The sequence below is a fragment of the Asticcacaulis sp. genome (assembly GCF_035497195.1).
GTDB lineage: Bacteria > Pseudomonadota > Alphaproteobacteria > Caulobacterales > Caulobacteraceae > Asticcacaulis.
In genome coordinates, this window is the sequence record NZ_DATJDZ010000031.1 from 326,543 (window position 1) to 341,055 (window position 14,513).

Consider the following 14,513-nt stretch of genomic DNA (forward strand, 5'->3'; position numbering starts at 1 on the left):
GAAACCTGCTGTTAACTCGACATGCGCTATAGACCCCTGGTACGGGCCTGTGCGTTTAGGCAGACCCGAAGGAAAAAAAATGCCCTTAAAACTGTCCTTGAAGCCTGGGGAAAAGTTCGTGCTGAATGGCGCCGTCGTGCAAAACGGCGATCGTCGCTGTTCGCTCGTCCTGCAAAACAAGGCTTCGGTTCTCCGTGAAAAAGATATCCTGCAGGAAGAGGCCGTCACTTCGCCGGCGCGCCATGTCTATTTCCCGGTGATGATGATGTACCTCGACGAGGCGGGCGCCGATAAATATTACGATGAATTCCTGCGCCGTATGTCAGAGTTCATGAGTGTGATCTCCAATCAGGTTATCCTGGCGGAATGCGTCAGTGTTTCCAAAAGCCTCATGGCGCGGGAATACTATAAGGCGCTGATGAGTTGCCGCCGGCTTATAGAGTACGAAGACGAAAGATTAGGACATGTCGCTTAAGGCGTACCAGACAACGGCTGCCCGTGTTGAAGATCCGCGTCAGACGGAATATCGCCTGTTTGGTCAGGTGACGCGTGCCCTTATGGAGGCGGAACAACTCGACAAGAGTTATATCCGCGAACGTATGGACGCCCTGGATTGGAATCGCCGCATGTGGTCGATGCTGGGGGCGGATTGTTCGCTTGCCACCAATGGCCTGCCGGAGCAATTGCGCGCCAATATCATTTCCCTGTCGATCTGGGTGAACAAGCATACGTCGCTGGTCATGCGCAACAAGGAAGACTTCGCGCCGCTGATCGATATCAACCGGATCATCATGCAGGGGCTGCTGCCGCAAGAGCAGACCCAGGCGGTAAGTCCGGTCCGCCAATCCTACGGTTAAGCGGTCAAGGATTTGTCCGGATAAAAAGAGCCATTGTGTCGATAACACAATGGCTCTTTTTATCATTCAGCCAGATAACCACCGCCGAGCGAGGCGTACAGATTGATCAGGTTCAGCGACCGCACCAGGCGGATGGCGATCAATTGCTGTTGCGCGCCGTAGAGCGTGCGTTCGGCATCCGTCAGGGTCAGGCGGGAATCGATGCCGCGGTCGAAACGCGCCTGAGCCAGGGTATGGCTGTCCGTCGCGGCGCTGACCACGTTGGTTTGCGCCGTCAGGCGGTCGTCTATGGTCGAGCGCGTGGCCAGTTGATCGGCGACGTCGCGGAAGGCTGACTGAATCGAACCTTCGTACTGGGCAACGGCGATATCGCGGCTGGTCTTGCTGACATTGAGATTAGCGACATTGGCGCCGCCGGCGAAGATAGGCACTGAGATGGACGGCGAGAAGGTCCAGGTGTCGCTGCCGTCGAACAGGTCGCCGAGATCAGTGGACGCCTTGCCGACGGAGCCGGTCAGTGAGATGCGGGGGAAGAAGGCGGCGCGCGCCGCACCGATATCGGCATTGGCGGCTTTCAGGCTATATTCCGCCGCCATGACATCAGGGCGCTTCAGCAGGATATCCGAAGGGACGCCAACGGGCAGGTCCGCCAGCACGGCATTGTCCGGGAAGGCGTCCGGTAACTGGTCGGATGCGACATCGGCGCCCACCAGCAGGCGCAGGGCGTTCTTGTCCTGCTGGACCGTGGCGGTCAGGGCGGCGACGTCGGCACGGGCCTGTTCAGTCAGAACCTGGGTCTGGCGCAGGACCATCTGGTCGGTGCTGCCAAGGTCGAAGCGCTTTTGCGTCAGGGTCAGGCTTTCCTCGCGCAGGCGCAGGGTTTCACCTGACAGACGCAACTGATCCTGATCGGCGGCGAGATTGAGCCAGGCCGAAGCGACGGCGGAGATCAGGCTGATCTGGGCGGCCTTGCGGTTTTCGGCGACGGCGAAATAGCTTTGCAGGGCTGCCTGGTTGAGCGAACGCACACGGCCGAACAGGTCAAGTTCCCATGACGCGCCGATACTGGCGCTGTAGAGTTCGGTCGTGCCGATCGGCGTGCCGGTCGAGTCGACCTCGCCGGTATTGCCGCGTGTGCCGGAGACCGTGCCATTGACCGCCGGGAACAGGCTGGCGCGCTGGATGCGATATTGTGAGCGGGCGCGTTCGACATTCAGAACCGCCACGCGCAGGTCGCGGTTATTCGTCAGGGCCTGATCGATGACGCCTTGCAGGCGCGGATCGAGGAAGATCTGACGCCAGGACAGGGTTTCGGCGGACTGGCCCTGAGCGGCGACCGCCGTCGGGAACTGGTCGGGCACCGGCAGGGCGGTACGCTCATAACGCGGGGACATGGTGCAGGCGTTGAGGGCGATGAGGCTGGCGCCGAACAGGGTGAGTTTGAGGAAAGAGGTCATCCTAGTGTCCCTTACGGTCGGTGTCGGATTTATCAAGGAAGGCCATCGCCTCGCGTTCCAGCGCCAGCTTCTGGATATGTTTTTCGTCCGCCTTGAATATCTTTTCAACGATGACGAAGAACAGCGGGATAAAGAATATGGCCAGCAGGGTCGCCGACAGGATGCCACCGATCAAACCGGTGCCGATGGCGTTCTGGCTGCCGGAGCCTGCCCCGTTGGCGAAGAACAGTGGCGAGATACCAAAGGTAAAGGCGAGCGACGTCATGATGATCGGGCGCAGACGGATGCGGACGGCCTCCAGCGTGGCGTCGATCAGGCTCATGCCGTTTTCGTGGTTATGCTTGGCGAATTCAACGATCAGGATGGCGTTTTTCGAGCTGAGGCCGATAATGGTCAGCAAGGCGACCTGAAGATAGATGTCGTTCGACAGGCCGCGCAGCATGGTGGCCAGCAAGGCGCCGAGCACGCCCAGCGGAATGACCATGACGATGGCGATGGGGATCGACCAGCTTTCATAGAGCGCCGCCAGCAGAATGAAGACGACAAAGATCGACAGGGCGTAAAGCATGGGCGCTTCGGCCCCGGATTGCTTTTCCTGCAAGGAGAGACCGGTCCATTCGTAGGAGATGCCTGCCGGCAGGGTGGCGATGATCTTTTGCATCTCGGCCATCGCCTGACCGGAAGACTTGCCCGGCGCGGCCATGCCTTGCAGGTTCATCGACGGCGCGCCGTTGTAGCGTTCGAGGCGCGGTGAGCCATATTCCCAATGCGAGGTGGCGAAGGCGGTGAATGGCACCATCTGGCCCTTGTCATTGCGAACATACCACTGGCTCAGGTCCTCCGGCTTCATGCGGAAGGGCGCATCGGCCTGGACGAAGACCTTCTTGACGCGATTGCGGTCGATGAAATCGTTGACATAGGCCCCGCCCATCGCTGCCGACAGGGTGGCGTTGATGTCGGACAGGCTGACGCCCATAGCGCCGGCTGCGCCCTGATCGATCTCAAGCTTGAGTTCGGGCGTATCTTCCATGCCGTTCGGGCGAACGCCCATCAGGGTCTGGTTTTGCGCCGCCATGCCGAGAATTTGGTTGCGGGCGTTCAGCAGGGCTTCATGGCCCAGTCCGCCGACGTCCTTGAGCTGAAGGTCAAAGCCGGATGAGGTGCCGAGTTCGGTCACGGCCGGTGGGACGATGGCGAAGGCCATTGCGTCACGGTACTGGCTGAAAGCCGCCATAGCGCGGCCGGCGACAGCCGGAGCTTTTTCATCGGCCTTATGCCGCTTCTCGAAATCCTTGAGGCGCACGAAGGCCATGCCGGCGTTCTGGCCGGGACCGGAGAACGAGAAGCCGGAAACGGTGAAGGCGGATTCGACGGCCGGGTCCTTCTTGAAGTGATCGGCAATCCTGTCGAGGACGCCATTGGTCTTTTCTTCGGTTGCGCCCGGCGGCAGTTGCACGATGGTGAACAGGATGCCCTGGTCTTCGTCCGGCAGGAAGGAGCTGGGGATGCGCGTGAACAGCACAACCATGACGCCGACAATGACGGCGAATACAGCCATGTAACGGACCGACTGGCCCAGTATCTTGTGAACGATGTTGCGATAGCCGGTGGAAGCGCGGTCGAAATTGCGGTTGAACCAGCCAAAGAAGCCCTTTTTATCCTGATGTTCGACGTCGGAGGCGCGCAGCAGGGTGGCGCACAGGGCCGGGGTCAGGACAAGGGCCACGAGGACCGACAGGGCCATCGCCGAGACCAGCGTAATGGAGAACTGGCGGTAGATGACGCCCTGCGACCCGCCGAAGAAGGCCATCGGGATGAACACCGCCGACAGGACCAGCGCGATGCCGATCAGGGCGCCGGTAATCTCATCCATCGATTTTATGGTGGCGGCCAATGGCGGCAGTTTTTCCTCGCGCATGACACGTTCGACGTTTTCAACGACCACGATGGCGTCATCGACCAATAGCCCGATGGCCAGCACAAGTCCGAACAGGGTGAGAGTGTTGATCGAATAGCCGAATGCCGCCAGCACGCCGAAGGTGCCGAGCAGGACCACCGGTACAGCGATGGTTGGGATAATGGTGGCGCGCCAGTTTTGCAGGAAGACGAACATGACGATGAAAACGAGCACAACGGCTTCGATCAGTGTCTTGACGACTTCATGGATCGACAGAGTGATGAACGGCGTCGTATCGAATGGCACGACGTAGTGGTAGCCCTTGGGGAACTGCTTCGACAATTCGTTCATCTTGGCCTTGACCGCATTGGCGGTATCGAGCGCATTGGCGCCGGTGGCCAGGCTGATGGCGACACCGGTGGCCGGCCGGCCGTTGAACTTCGCCGTGCCGCCGTATTGCTGGGCGCCCAGTTCGACGCGCGCCACGTCTTCCAGGTGCACAATGGCGCCGCCGGCGGAATCCTTGACGATGATCCGGCGGAACTGATCGATATTGGTCAGGCGGGACTGCGCCGTGATGGTGGCGTTGAGCGCCGTGCCCTTGACGGCGGGCAGGCCGCCGAGCTGGCCGGCGGAAACCTGCGTGTTCTGGGCGCGGATGGCGGCGATCACATCCGTCGGGGTCAGGCTGTAGCTGGTCAGCTTGGCCGGATCGAGCCAGATGCGCATGGCGTATTGCGCGCCGAAATTCTGGATGGTGCCGACGCCGTCGACACGGCTGATCTGGTCAACCAGAGTGGAGGACATGTAGTCACCGAGATCATGGTCGGTAACGTTCGTGTCGTCGGAATAAAGGCCGATCACCATCAGGAAGCCGCTTGACGCCTTGGCGACGGTCAGGCCCTGTTGCTGGACTTCCTGCGGCAAAAGCGGCACCGCCGACTGTAGCTTGTTCTGCACCTGGACCTGGGCGATGTCAGGATCGGTACCGGCCTTGAAGGTGAGGGTCACACTGGCCGCGCCGCTCGAATCCGAGGTCGAGTTCATATAGAGCAGACCGTCGATGCCCTTCATCTGCTGCTCGACGATCTGGGTCACCGAGTCTTCGACCGTCTTGGCCGAGGCACCCGGATAGAAGGCGCTGACCGACACTTGCGGCAGAGCGATCTGCGGATACTGGGCGATCGGCAGATTGGCGATCGACAGGAGGCCGGCCATCATGATGACAATGGCTACCACCCAGGCAAAAATGGGGCGGTGAATGAAGAAGCGCGAGATCATGCCGATATCCTTGAGGCCATTTCCGGGCGGTGTCCTTGACGGACGGGTTCAGGTGGACAGGCGTCCGTGATTACTTTTCTGCGGCAGCGCCCATGATGGCCGGCTTGACCGGGGCATCGGGGCGAATTTTTTGCAGGCCTTCGACGATGACTTTTTCCCCCGGCTGGAGGCCGCCGGTGACGAGCCACTTGTCGCCGACCGTTTGCGCCACCTGGATGGGGCGGACGGCGGCCTTGTTGTCCTTCGTCACGACCATGACCGTGGCGTTGCCCTTGGGATCGCGCGCCACGGCGGGCTGCGGCACCAGTATGCCGTTGCTGACCACGCCGGAAACAATACGCGCCTTGGCGTACATGCCCGGCAGCAGGGCGCCGTTCGGATTAGGGAAGAGGGCGCGCAGGGTGACTGTGCCGGTAGCCTCATCGACGGAAACGCCTGAGAATTGCAGTTTGCCCTTCGACGGATAGACAGTGCCGTCCTGAAGGATCAGCTCGACATCGGCGGTATTGGCCTCGCCGATCGTGCCGGAAGCTGCGGCGCGTTTCAGCGCCATCAGGTCGTTCACGGACTGGTTAATGTCGAGATAGATTTGATCGATATTCTGGATCTTCGCCAGTTCCGTTGCCTGGGAAGCGGTAACGAGGGCGCCGGGCGTCACCGATGACTTGCTGATAATACCGGAAATCGGAGCGCTGACCTTGGTGTATTGCAGATTGATGCCGGCCGTTTGCAAGGCGGCATTGGCCGAGGCGACCGAGGCGTCGGCCTGCGCCAGCGTGGCCTGCGCATCGTCGTTATCCTGCTGGGAAACGGCGTTGATCTTGACCAGTTCGGCGTAACGCTCGGCCTTGAGCTTGGCGGTCGTTTGCGCCGCCCTGGCTTGGGCTACAGCCGCCTGAGCGCTGGCATATTGCGCCTGGAAGGGGGCGGGATCGATCTGATAGAGCGACTGCCCCTGCTTGACATAGCCGCCTTCGGTGAAGAGGCGCGATTTGATGATGCCCCCGACCTGCGGGCGGACTTCCGAAACCAGATAGGCCGAGGTGCGGCCCGACAGTTCAGCGGTCATGTCGACCGGCCCTGAGGTCATCACGACCACGCCGACATCGGCGGCTGCACCCGCCGGCATATCCGCCGGCTTTTTGCCGCAGGATGTGACGCAGAGGCTGATCGCCAGCAGAATCGCTATGGGGACAGCGCTGGTTTTCAGGAAGGAAATGGGCGATTTCATGCGGAAAGTCTCCGGTCTGGCGAGCTTTAGGTGGCGATGTAGCAGGGTATGCGGAAGTGATTATGCGCCGCTGTCTAACAAATAAGCGTCAGCATGGCTGATTATATAGCGCGAATGAACGATCATTCTCATTTTGTCTGGCAGTAAGCGGCTTTTTCGTGTATGTCAATCGCATCGTCACATTAAAAAACGTTTATATCCCTATGGGGGCAAGGAAATCGCGTAACCAATGAGTAACCCTGTTACAGATAATGGCCAGGGGCTCAAGCCGCGCCAGAGCCGTGAGGAACGTCAGCAGCACATTCTAAATGCGGCGTTGAGTTGTGTCAGGCGTTCCGGTTTTCATGGCGCGAGCATGTCCGACATTGCTGCGGAAGCGAAGATGAGCGTCGGCGTCATCTATCGCTATTTCGCCAACAAGGAGGCGATCGTCGAGGCCATCGTCGCCAACGATCTGGCGGAAATGCGCGCCATGTTTGCCGAATGGGAAGCCATACCGGACGAAGCGTTGCTGGATACTCTGCTCGATACGCTTGAGCGGGCAGTGGAGCACAAATATACACGGGATAATGCCGGCCTGGCGCTGGAAGTTCTGGCGGAGGCGGCGCGTAATCCGCGCGTGGCGGCCATAGTCGAAAGCGCTGATACGCAGGAACGTGACCTGGGGCGCAGCCTGTGCCGCCGGATATCGCCGGGACGAGATCAGGTCCAGCTTGAGGCGCGCGGTGAAATTATCAGCATGGTCTTCGACGGTATGATGATCCGGGCGATTTCCAATCCGCTGGCTGATCGCAAGGCGCTTCTGGCAGCCCTGCGTCAGGTCATGACCATACTGTTCACCTTGCCGGACCATCCATAAGGGGCAAGGCTCACATATCGATGAAAGCTATTTTATCCGGTCGTAAATCTTCAGCGTGAAGTCGTGATCGTCGTTTTCTGTTTTGGCGAACGACTCTTCCGACGTCACTTGCCAGATTGCCGGATCGATAGTGGGGAAATGCGCATCGCCTTCGACATCGGCATGGACGTGACTGACATAGATCCGGTCAGCTTTCGGCAGGGTCTGTTCGTAGATATTGGCGCCGCCGATGACGCAGATTTCATCGGCGCCATCGTCAGCGGCGTGTTCGCGGGCGATATCGAGCGCCTCGAACAGTGTATGGCAGATGACGGCGCCCTCGGCCTCCATCCGGACATCGCGGGTCAGCACGATATTGAGCCGGCCGGGCAGGGGCTTTTTCGGCAATGAATCCCAGGTGGTCGAGCCCATGAGGATCGGCTTGAACTGGGTGATTTCCTTGAAGCGCTTCAAGTCGGAACGCAGGTGCCACGGCAGGCCGCCATCCTTGCCGATCACGCCGTTGTCGCTCATGGCCACGACGAGCGCCAGTCTTACCTTCGGCATCAGACAGCCACCTTGGCTTTCAGCGCGCCATGCGACTGATAGTTTTCTATAGCAAAATCGGCATAATCGAAGCCGAACAGATCGGTCTTGGGCGCCATCACCAGCATGGGGAAGTCGAACGGCGTGCGTTCAAGCTGCGTCTTCGCCTGTTCCATATGGTTGGTATAGAGGTGGACATCGCCGAAGCTGTGGACGAAATCACCCGCTTCCAGACCCACGGCCTGCGCCACCATATGAGTCAGCAGGGCATAGGAGGCGATATTGAACGGCACGCCCAGGAAGATATCCGCAGAGCGCTGATAAAGCTGGCAGCTCAGTTTTCCCTCCGCGACAAAGAACTGGAACAGGCAATGACACGGCGGCAAGGCCATATCGTCGACCTCGGCCGGGTTCCACGCCGAAATGACATGGCGTCGCGAGTAGGGATTGATCTTGAGATTCTCGACGAGGTTCTTCATCTGGTCGATGACGCGGCCATCAGGTGCGGTCCATGACCGCCACTGCTTGCCATAGACCGGCCCCAGGTCACCATTTTCGTCGGCCCATTCGTCCCAGATGGTGACGCCGTGGTCGTGGAGATATTTGACATTGGTGTCGCCGCGCAGGAACCACAGCAGTTCGACCGCGATCGACTTGAAATGCACCTTCTTGGTGGTCAGGAGCGGAAAACCCTTACTGAGATCGAAGCGGATCTGCCGTCCAAAAAGACCCAATGTGCCGGTGCCTGTGCGGTCCGAACGGGCCACGCCGTTATCCATGATGTCGCGCACCAGATTGAGATACTGATATTCGGGGTGATCAAACATGGCGCTTACTTTATACAGGAGACGATTCTGAGTTCAGTATAGCCGAGGTGCGCCGCCATGTCCTTACCCGTTTATCACGATCGTGACTGCGATCTGTCGGTTATCTGTGCATCGAAAGTGCTGGTGATCGGCTATGGCAGTCAGGGCCGCACACAGGCGCTCAACGTCCGCGATTCCGGGGTGACGCAGATCAAGGTGGCCCTGAAGCCTGAGTCAAAGACCCGTGCGAAGGCCGAAATGGACGGCTTCGAGGTGGTGACCGTGGCCGAAGGCGTGCAGTGGGCCGATGTGCTGGTGATCCTGACCTCCGATGAGGCGCACCAGAAACTCTTTGCCGAGGAAATAAACCCGCATTTGCGCGCCGGTCAGGCCCTGATTTTCGCGCATGGCCTGTCATGTAATTTTGGCCTGGTGACGCCGCCGGCCGATGTCGATGTGCTGCTGGTCTCGCCCAAGGGCATTGGGCCGCGCATCCGCGATATCTATGTGACGGGCGAGGGCGTGTTCTGCCTGTTCGCTGTGCAGCAGGACGCCACCGGCAAGGCGAAGGCGCTGGGGCTTTCCTTTGCCGCCGCGCTCGGTTGCGGCCGCAAGGGTATTCTGGAAACCACCATGAAGGACGAGTGCGAAAGCGACCTCTTCGGCGAGCAGGTGGTCTTATGCGGCGGCACCCGCAATCTGGTGACCGAGGGTTTCCAGACCTTGGTCGAGGCCGGTTACCCGCCGGAAGTGGCATGGTTCGAGACCTGTTATGAACTGAAGCTGGTGGTCGATCTTTTGTGGGAACTCGGTATGTCCGGCGGGTTTGAAAAGATCAGCAATACGGCCGAATACGGCGCCTACCTGACTGGTCCGCGCATCATCAACGATACCAGCAAGCAGGCCATGCAGGATGTGTTGAAGGACGTGCAGAGCGGTGATTTCGTGCGGCAGTTGATGAAGGACTACAATGCCGGCAGCCCGGACCTGCTCTGCCGCCGCTCTGATTTGAAGGATAATCTGCTCGACCAGACCAAGCGTTATCTCGATGGTGTGGCGAAGGCCTGATGCTCCCAACCCGCGGTCACATGCTTTTTTCCGGCAAGACATCGGGGACAGTCAACATGGCCACCCCGATACGATCGTCAGCCATGCCGTAATAGATGTCGAACCTGTCCGGTTGGCCGATATCCTCACGCCGGTCTATGCCGGTGGGGAAAACAACGCCGTCGACCATGCCCAGCAACTCTTCCGGCAGTTCAGGAGACAGGACCGGATGCGGTGAACGATACAGGATCTTGTGCGGGTGCTGTTCGTCCAGCACCATGACGCCCGCTGAATAGTTCAGCTTGCGTTTTTCCGGCGTAGAGCCTTCGCGCTCATGCACCCCATGATAGACCATCAGCCAGCCGTGACGGCAGCGCACGGGCGGTGTGCCACCACCGATCTTCAATATTTCCCAGGGCTCTACAGGCTGAGCCAGACGATGGTGCGCAACGAATTGCTTTCCGATCGGAGACAGACCGTCGGGATGCCAATGCCAGTATGAAATCCAGATACTCTCCAATTGCGGTGAGGTTGGCGCAGGCTGATCGACCTTTTCTTCCGGTCGGGTGCCCGGAAACAAAGGGCGGTGAAGCAGCGCGATGGAAGATTTACCGTCCGGATCATCGGTCAATGCCGGAAAGATGCTGGCATCCTTGTCGTCGATATTGGTGCAGGATAAATCTTTATAATTGTCGAATTTTGCCAGACCGATCCGCGTCCAGTTCGCCAGATCCTTCGAACGTGCAATGGCGATGCGTGGCCCATGAGGCCCCAGCGCCGTATAGGTCATGACATAATGATCCATCGCTTCGATATAGCTGATGCGAGGATCTTCGCAGCCCCCGCCGCCATTGCCCATGAATTCATAATCGGCCTCCGGTTCCAGCGCTATGCCCAGGCGCTCTACGCCCAATGGATCACCAGCCTGATCAAAAATGACGCGGGCGATCCCGATGCGCGAATAGTTGCCTTTTCCGACCAGGCGCGGAAACAGGTACAACTGGCCGTCTTTGCCGCGCATGGCCGCCGGATTGAGCACGCCCTCGATTTCATTCGCCTCTCCCGGCAGGGACTCCATGATTGTTTTGATGCGGTGAAGCTGGAACGGGATCATTTGGACTCCATAAAAGCAACGATGGCCTGGATAATTCGCGCGCTTTCCAAAGGATCGCGCACACGGATACTCTCTGCGCCGGCTTCTTCGGCAGGGTAGTCGTTACCGCCTGGAAACAGGGCGTCACCCATGAACAGCATACGTTCGACGGGTATTTTCAGCACATCGCGCAATTTGCGGATGCCATAGGCTTTATCAATGCCCGGCCTGGTGATGTCGATCGAGGTCGAGCCGCCGATCTGGGCTGAAAAGCCTGGAATGAGCGGTTCGAGAATGGCCTTGAGTTTTTTGCGCTTTTCCATGCCCGGGTCCCAGGCCGTCTTGGCGTCGAGCGGTGCGGCCTGACCGAGCGCCGACAAGGTAACCTGACCGCCACGATCCTCGATCAGGTCGCCCCAGGACGTTTTGGGCTGTAAGCCCGATTGATCCAGCGCGGTATTGAGCGCAGCAATAACCTGCGCTGTCTCGTCAGGCGTGAAATCCTCGGCATAGAGCAGGCCCCACTGTCCGGCCTTGTGCTGGTAGAACTTGGTGCCGCAGGTCGGCAGCAGGGACAGGTTGTCCAGCCGGTCGTCATCCGCCAGTTTCGGCAGGATCTGCTTTTCAAACTGCGGCCATGCGCCACCCGAAATGATGGCCACCTTGACGACACCCAGTAATCGGCTGAGCCAGCCGGCCATATCGGCATCCAGCGGGGATTTGCTGGCGGCCAGGGTGCCGTCAAGATCGAAAACAACGAGGTCTTTCATGAGGATGCCGCTGGTTGTGGCATGGCGATTTCGAGCACCGTCGTCATGCCGCCTGGCCGGAACCGGCAAACGCAGATCATGGCGGGCAGCAGGACGACGGCGCCGCGTGTCATGCCGTAATCCTGGCCGTCATGTTCAACGTGTCCGGCGCCGTCGATGCAGACCAGAATCCGGGCCTCGTCGTGGGCGCCCACATCGAACGGTGCGTCGCCTTGCAGGCGCCATAACCGGAAATGTGCGTTGTCGAAGACCCTCTCACGCCGCACCGGTACGGTCATTTCCACCACAGGCTGGACTGGCCCGATAGGTCCTTGTCCAAAATCGACGCAGGCAAGCGCCTGATCAATTTGCAGGTCTCGCGGTTTTCCGGTTTTGCTGTCGATGTGATCCCAATCATAGAGCCGGTAGGTCACATCGCTGTTTTCCTGAACTTCAAAGACCATGACGCCATCGCCGAGCGAATGAACGGTTCCCGCGTCAATCTCTATGCCTTGCCCGGCTTCCGGCTTGAAACCCGACAGATGAATGCCTGCCGTTTTCGCCGTCAGGTGACGCAGGTCGTCGGCCGTGGTGCCTGGCGTGAGGCCCGCATAGATGCGGCTTCCGGAATCGGCCTTGAGCACCACCCAGGCTTCGGTCTTGCCGCTTTCACCATCAGGAATACAGGCTTTCATATCATCGCCAGGGTGCACCTGAACGGACAATAGCTGCCGGACATCGAGAAATTTCAGCAGCAACGGAAAGCGCCCGGCTTTTACATCACCGAGTAGTTCGACTTTGAAGTCGCTCATTAATTGCGTAAGTGTATGCCCTTTCAGGCGCCCCTCAGCGACCACGCTGGCGTGGTCCGCGCGGTCGCTCAGTATCCAGGCTTCACCGACCGGGCCATCGGGGAGGGGGGTATTCATCCAATTTTCCAACAGGCGTCCGCCCCACAGGCGATACTGGAAGATCGGTTCGAAACGCAAAGGGTAGAGGGTCATATCAGGCAGCCTTCCCGGATGGCGCGAATGGCGGCAGCGTAGTCGGCTTTGCCGAAAATGGCGCTGCCGGCAACGATCGCGTTGGCGCCGGCGGCGATGGTTTCGCGGGCATTAGCGCAATCCTGGCCGCCATCGGCCTCGATCACCGGATTAAGGCTGCGGCCCTCGCACAGGGCGCGCAGCTTACGGATTTTCGGCAGCATGTCGGGCAGGAATTTTTGCCCGCCAAAGCCGGGGTTGACCGTCATGACCAGCACGATATCGCACAGCGGCAACACATATTCGATCATCTCCACCGGGGTCGCGGGATCGAGAACGACGCCCGCTTTCTTTCCCATGTCATGAATGCGGGACAATACGCGATGCAGATGGATGGTCGAAGCCGGCTCAGCCTGGATCAGCAGATGGTCGGCGCCCGCCTTGACGAAATCCGCCAGATAGCGCTCAGGTTCCACGATCATCAGATGGACATTCAGCGGCCTGGCCGTGGCGCGTCGGACGGCCTCGACGATCAGCGGTCCAAACGAGATGTTGGGGACAAACCGACCGTCCATGATATCGATGTGAATCCAGTCGGCCCCCGCTTTGTCAACCGCACGCACGTCCTCAGCCAGCCGGCCGAAATCCGCCGCGAGGATTGAAGGGGCAATAATGACAGGTTCCGGCATCTGTCAGTTCGCGGCCTTCTGCGCCAGTTCGCGCTCTGCCGCCTTCGGGTCTTCCGGTTCGTGGCCTTCAATATGGCCGCCGAAACCGAAGCGCATAGCCGACAGCACCCGTTCGGCAAAGGTGTGCTCCTGACGCGAACGAAACCGCGCGTACAAGGCGCTGGTCAGCACATCGGCGGGCACGGCTTCCTCAATGGCGGCCTCGACCGTCCAGCGTCCTTCGCCGGAATCATTGACGTAGCCGGTGAAATTGGCCAGTTTGGGGTCCTTGGTCAGGGCGATGGCGCTGAGATCCAGAAGCCACGAAGACACGACGCTGCCGCGCCGCCAGACTTCTGCTATATCAGACAGATTCATATCGAAGCGCTGGTCTTCGGGCAGGTGGTCCGATGCCTTGTTTTGCAGAATGTCGAAGCCCTCGGCATAGGCCTGCATCAGGCCGTACTCGATGCCGTTGTGGACCATCTTGACGAAATGCCCGGCGCCGGCGGGACCGGCATGAATATAGCCCATTTCCGCGCGTGAATAGGCGTCTTCTCGCCCGGTCGTGCGTTCTATCGCCCCAACGCCTGGAGCCAGCGCCACAAAGATCGGCTCCAGACGATCAAAGGCTGCCTTATTGCCGCCGATCATCATGCAGAAGCCGCGGCCTATCCCCCAAACGCCGCCGGAGGTGCCGCAATCTATGTAATGAATGCCCTTTTCAGCCATGCTTTTGGCGCGGCGGATATCGTCCTTGTAAAACGCGTTGCCGCCATCAATGATGACATCATCCGCTTGTAATAATTTTCCAAGGGCCTGGACGGTCGCTTCGGTGATGTCACCGGCGGGCAGCATCGACCAGATGGCGGCGGGTTTGCCGAGTGTTTTCACCATGTCTTCGAGCGACAGCACGGCGGTAGCGCCTTCCGCAGCCAGGGCCTTGCCCGGCTCGGGGTTGACGTCGAAGACGACGCAGGTGTGGCCGGCCTTCATCAGACGGCGCGCGATATTGCCGCCCATGCGGCCGAGGCCAACGATCCCGATCTGCATTTTGTGT

The 14,513-nt window shown here is 59.6% G+C and carries 14 protein-coding genes; 4 read left to right on the top strand and 10 right to left on the bottom strand.

Annotated features, from left to right (window positions below; translation table 11 throughout):
• Nucleotides 1-79 precede the first annotated feature (79 nt).
• A complete protein-coding gene (gene flbT / locus VL130_RS19275; protein ID WP_325365606.1) occupies nucleotides 80-475 on the top strand; it encodes a flagellar biosynthesis repressor FlbT in 396 nt (131 codons plus the stop codon).
• Complete coding sequence (gene flaF, locus VL130_RS19280) at nucleotides 465-857, top strand: flagellar biosynthesis regulator FlaF (RefSeq protein WP_325365608.1); 393 nt, start codon at nucleotides 465-467, stop codon at nucleotides 855-857. Before flbT ends, flaF begins: the two co-directional genes overlap by 11 nt.
• Before the next feature lie 62 nt (nucleotides 858-919).
• Here flaF and VL130_RS19285 read toward each other — a convergent pair whose 3' ends face one another.
• The 3 genes from VL130_RS19285 to VL130_RS19295 form a co-directional block, all read right to left on the bottom strand.
• The gene (locus VL130_RS19285) at nucleotides 920-2,314 is read right to left on the bottom strand and encodes an efflux transporter outer membrane subunit (protein ID WP_325365610.1); all 1,395 of its coding nucleotides are present in this window, start codon (nucleotides 2,312-2,314) and stop codon (nucleotides 920-922) included.
• A 1-nt stretch (nucleotide 2,315) separates the two neighbouring features.
• Nucleotides 2,316-5,492 (bottom strand): efflux RND transporter permease subunit, encoded by a 3,177-nt coding sequence (locus tag VL130_RS19290; RefSeq protein WP_325365612.1) that lies wholly within the window; start codon nucleotides 5,490-5,492, stop codon nucleotides 2,316-2,318.
• A gap of 70 nt (nucleotides 5,493-5,562) precedes the next feature.
• Nucleotides 5,563-6,723 carry an efflux RND transporter periplasmic adaptor subunit gene (locus tag VL130_RS19295; protein WP_325365614.1) on the bottom strand — a complete coding sequence of 387 codons (1,161 nt, stop codon included), beginning with the start codon at nucleotides 6,721-6,723 and terminating at the stop codon, nucleotides 5,563-5,565.
• A 229-nt stretch (nucleotides 6,724-6,952) separates the two neighbouring features.
• On the opposite strand from VL130_RS19295, the gene VL130_RS19300 reads away from it, so the two are divergent.
• Nucleotides 6,953-7,582 carry a TetR/AcrR family transcriptional regulator gene (locus VL130_RS19300; RefSeq protein ID WP_325365616.1) on the top strand — a complete coding sequence of 210 codons (630 nt, stop codon included), beginning with the start codon at nucleotides 6,953-6,955 and terminating at the stop codon, nucleotides 7,580-7,582.
• Between the two features lie 27 nt (nucleotides 7,583-7,609).
• Here the strand turns inward: VL130_RS19300 and VL130_RS19305 are convergent, their stop codons facing one another.
• Together VL130_RS19305 and VL130_RS19310 are read right to left on the bottom strand one after the other, a co-directional pair.
• Nucleotides 7,610-8,128: a dihydrofolate reductase gene (locus tag VL130_RS19305; protein ID WP_325365618.1), complete on the bottom strand. Its 519-nt coding sequence runs from the start codon at nucleotides 8,126-8,128 to the stop codon at nucleotides 7,610-7,612.
• Complete coding sequence (locus VL130_RS19310; RefSeq protein WP_325365620.1) at nucleotides 8,128-8,934, bottom strand: thymidylate synthase; 807 nt, start codon at nucleotides 8,932-8,934, stop codon at nucleotides 8,128-8,130. The genes VL130_RS19305 and VL130_RS19310 overlap by 1 nt, the downstream gene beginning before the upstream one ends.
• 57 nt (nucleotides 8,935-8,991) lie before the next feature.
• Between VL130_RS19310 and ilvC the strand changes: the two genes are divergently transcribed.
• Nucleotides 8,992-9,981 carry a ketol-acid reductoisomerase gene (gene ilvC, locus VL130_RS19315; protein WP_325365622.1) on the top strand — a complete coding sequence of 330 codons (990 nt, stop codon included), beginning with the start codon at nucleotides 8,992-8,994 and terminating at the stop codon, nucleotides 9,979-9,981.
• A 16-nt stretch (nucleotides 9,982-9,997) separates the two neighbouring features.
• Here ilvC and VL130_RS19320 read toward each other — a convergent pair whose 3' ends face one another.
• Genes VL130_RS19320 through gnd form a run of 5 tightly spaced genes read right to left on the bottom strand, consistent with a single transcriptional unit; the run spans nucleotide 9,998 to nucleotide 14,506 of the window.
• Complete coding sequence (locus VL130_RS19320) at nucleotides 9,998-11,074, bottom strand: hypothetical protein (protein ID WP_325365624.1); 1,077 nt, start codon at nucleotides 11,072-11,074, stop codon at nucleotides 9,998-10,000.
• Complete coding sequence (locus VL130_RS19325) at nucleotides 11,071-11,823, bottom strand: HAD-IIB family hydrolase (protein WP_325365625.1); 753 nt, start codon at nucleotides 11,821-11,823, stop codon at nucleotides 11,071-11,073. The genes VL130_RS19320 and VL130_RS19325 overlap by 4 nt, the downstream gene beginning before the upstream one ends.
• A complete protein-coding gene (locus tag VL130_RS19330) occupies nucleotides 11,820-12,806 on the bottom strand; it encodes a type I phosphomannose isomerase catalytic subunit (protein WP_325365627.1) in 987 nt (328 codons plus the stop codon). Before VL130_RS19330 ends, VL130_RS19325 begins: the two co-directional genes overlap by 4 nt.
• On the bottom strand, nucleotides 12,803-13,474 hold the full coding sequence (gene rpe / locus VL130_RS19335) for a ribulose-phosphate 3-epimerase (protein WP_325365629.1): 672 nt from the start codon (nucleotides 13,472-13,474) through the stop codon (nucleotides 12,803-12,805). Before rpe ends, VL130_RS19330 begins: the two co-directional genes overlap by 4 nt.
• A gap of 3 nt (nucleotides 13,475-13,477) precedes the next feature.
• Nucleotides 13,478-14,506, bottom strand: a complete 1,029-nt coding sequence (gnd, locus tag VL130_RS19340) for a phosphogluconate dehydrogenase (NAD(+)-dependent, decarboxylating) (protein WP_325365631.1) — start codon at nucleotides 14,504-14,506, stop codon at nucleotides 13,478-13,480.
• Nucleotides 14,507-14,513: the final 7 nt, after the last annotated feature.

Excerpts from the sequence above, each read along its gene's own strand:
- flaF (WP_325365608.1), top strand. The coding sequence starts at position 465 with ATGTCGCTTAAGGCGTACCAGACAACGGCTGCCCGTGTTGAAGATCCG.
- VL130_RS19290 (WP_325365612.1), bottom strand. The coding sequence starts at position 5,492 with ATGATCTCGCGCTTCTTCATTCACCGCCCCATTTTTGCCTGGGTGGTA.
- rpe (WP_325365629.1), bottom strand. The coding sequence starts at position 13,474 with ATGCCGGAACCTGTCATTATTGCCCCTTCAATCCTCGCGGCGGATTTC.
- VL130_RS19330 (WP_325365627.1), bottom strand. The coding sequence starts at position 12,806 with ATGACCCTCTACCCTTTGCGTTTCGAACCGATCTTCCAGTATCGCCTG.
- VL130_RS19285 (WP_325365610.1), bottom strand. The coding sequence starts at position 2,314 with ATGACCTCTTTCCTCAAACTCACCCTGTTCGGCGCCAGCCTCATCGCC.
- VL130_RS19325 (WP_325365625.1), bottom strand. The coding sequence starts at position 11,823 with ATGAAAGACCTCGTTGTTTTCGATCTTGACGGCACCCTGGCCGCCAGC.
- VL130_RS19320 (WP_325365624.1), bottom strand. The coding sequence starts at position 11,074 with ATGATCCCGTTCCAGCTTCACCGCATCAAAACAATCATGGAGTCCCTG.
- gnd (WP_325365631.1), bottom strand. The coding sequence starts at position 14,506 with ATGCAGATCGGGATCGTTGGCCTCGGCCGCATGGGCGGCAATATCGCG.
- VL130_RS19310 (WP_325365620.1), bottom strand. The coding sequence starts at position 8,934 with ATGTTTGATCACCCCGAATATCAGTATCTCAATCTGGTGCGCGACATC.
- VL130_RS19300 (WP_325365616.1), top strand. The coding sequence starts at position 6,953 with ATGAGTAACCCTGTTACAGATAATGGCCAGGGGCTCAAGCCGCGCCAG.
- flbT (WP_325365606.1), top strand. The coding sequence starts at position 80 with ATGCCCTTAAAACTGTCCTTGAAGCCTGGGGAAAAGTTCGTGCTGAAT.
- VL130_RS19295 (WP_325365614.1), bottom strand. The coding sequence starts at position 6,723 with ATGAAATCGCCCATTTCCTTCCTGAAAACCAGCGCTGTCCCCATAGCG.
- VL130_RS19305 (WP_325365618.1), bottom strand. The coding sequence starts at position 8,128 with ATGCCGAAGGTAAGACTGGCGCTCGTCGTGGCCATGAGCGACAACGGC.
- ilvC (WP_325365622.1), top strand. The coding sequence starts at position 8,992 with ATGTCCTTACCCGTTTATCACGATCGTGACTGCGATCTGTCGGTTATC.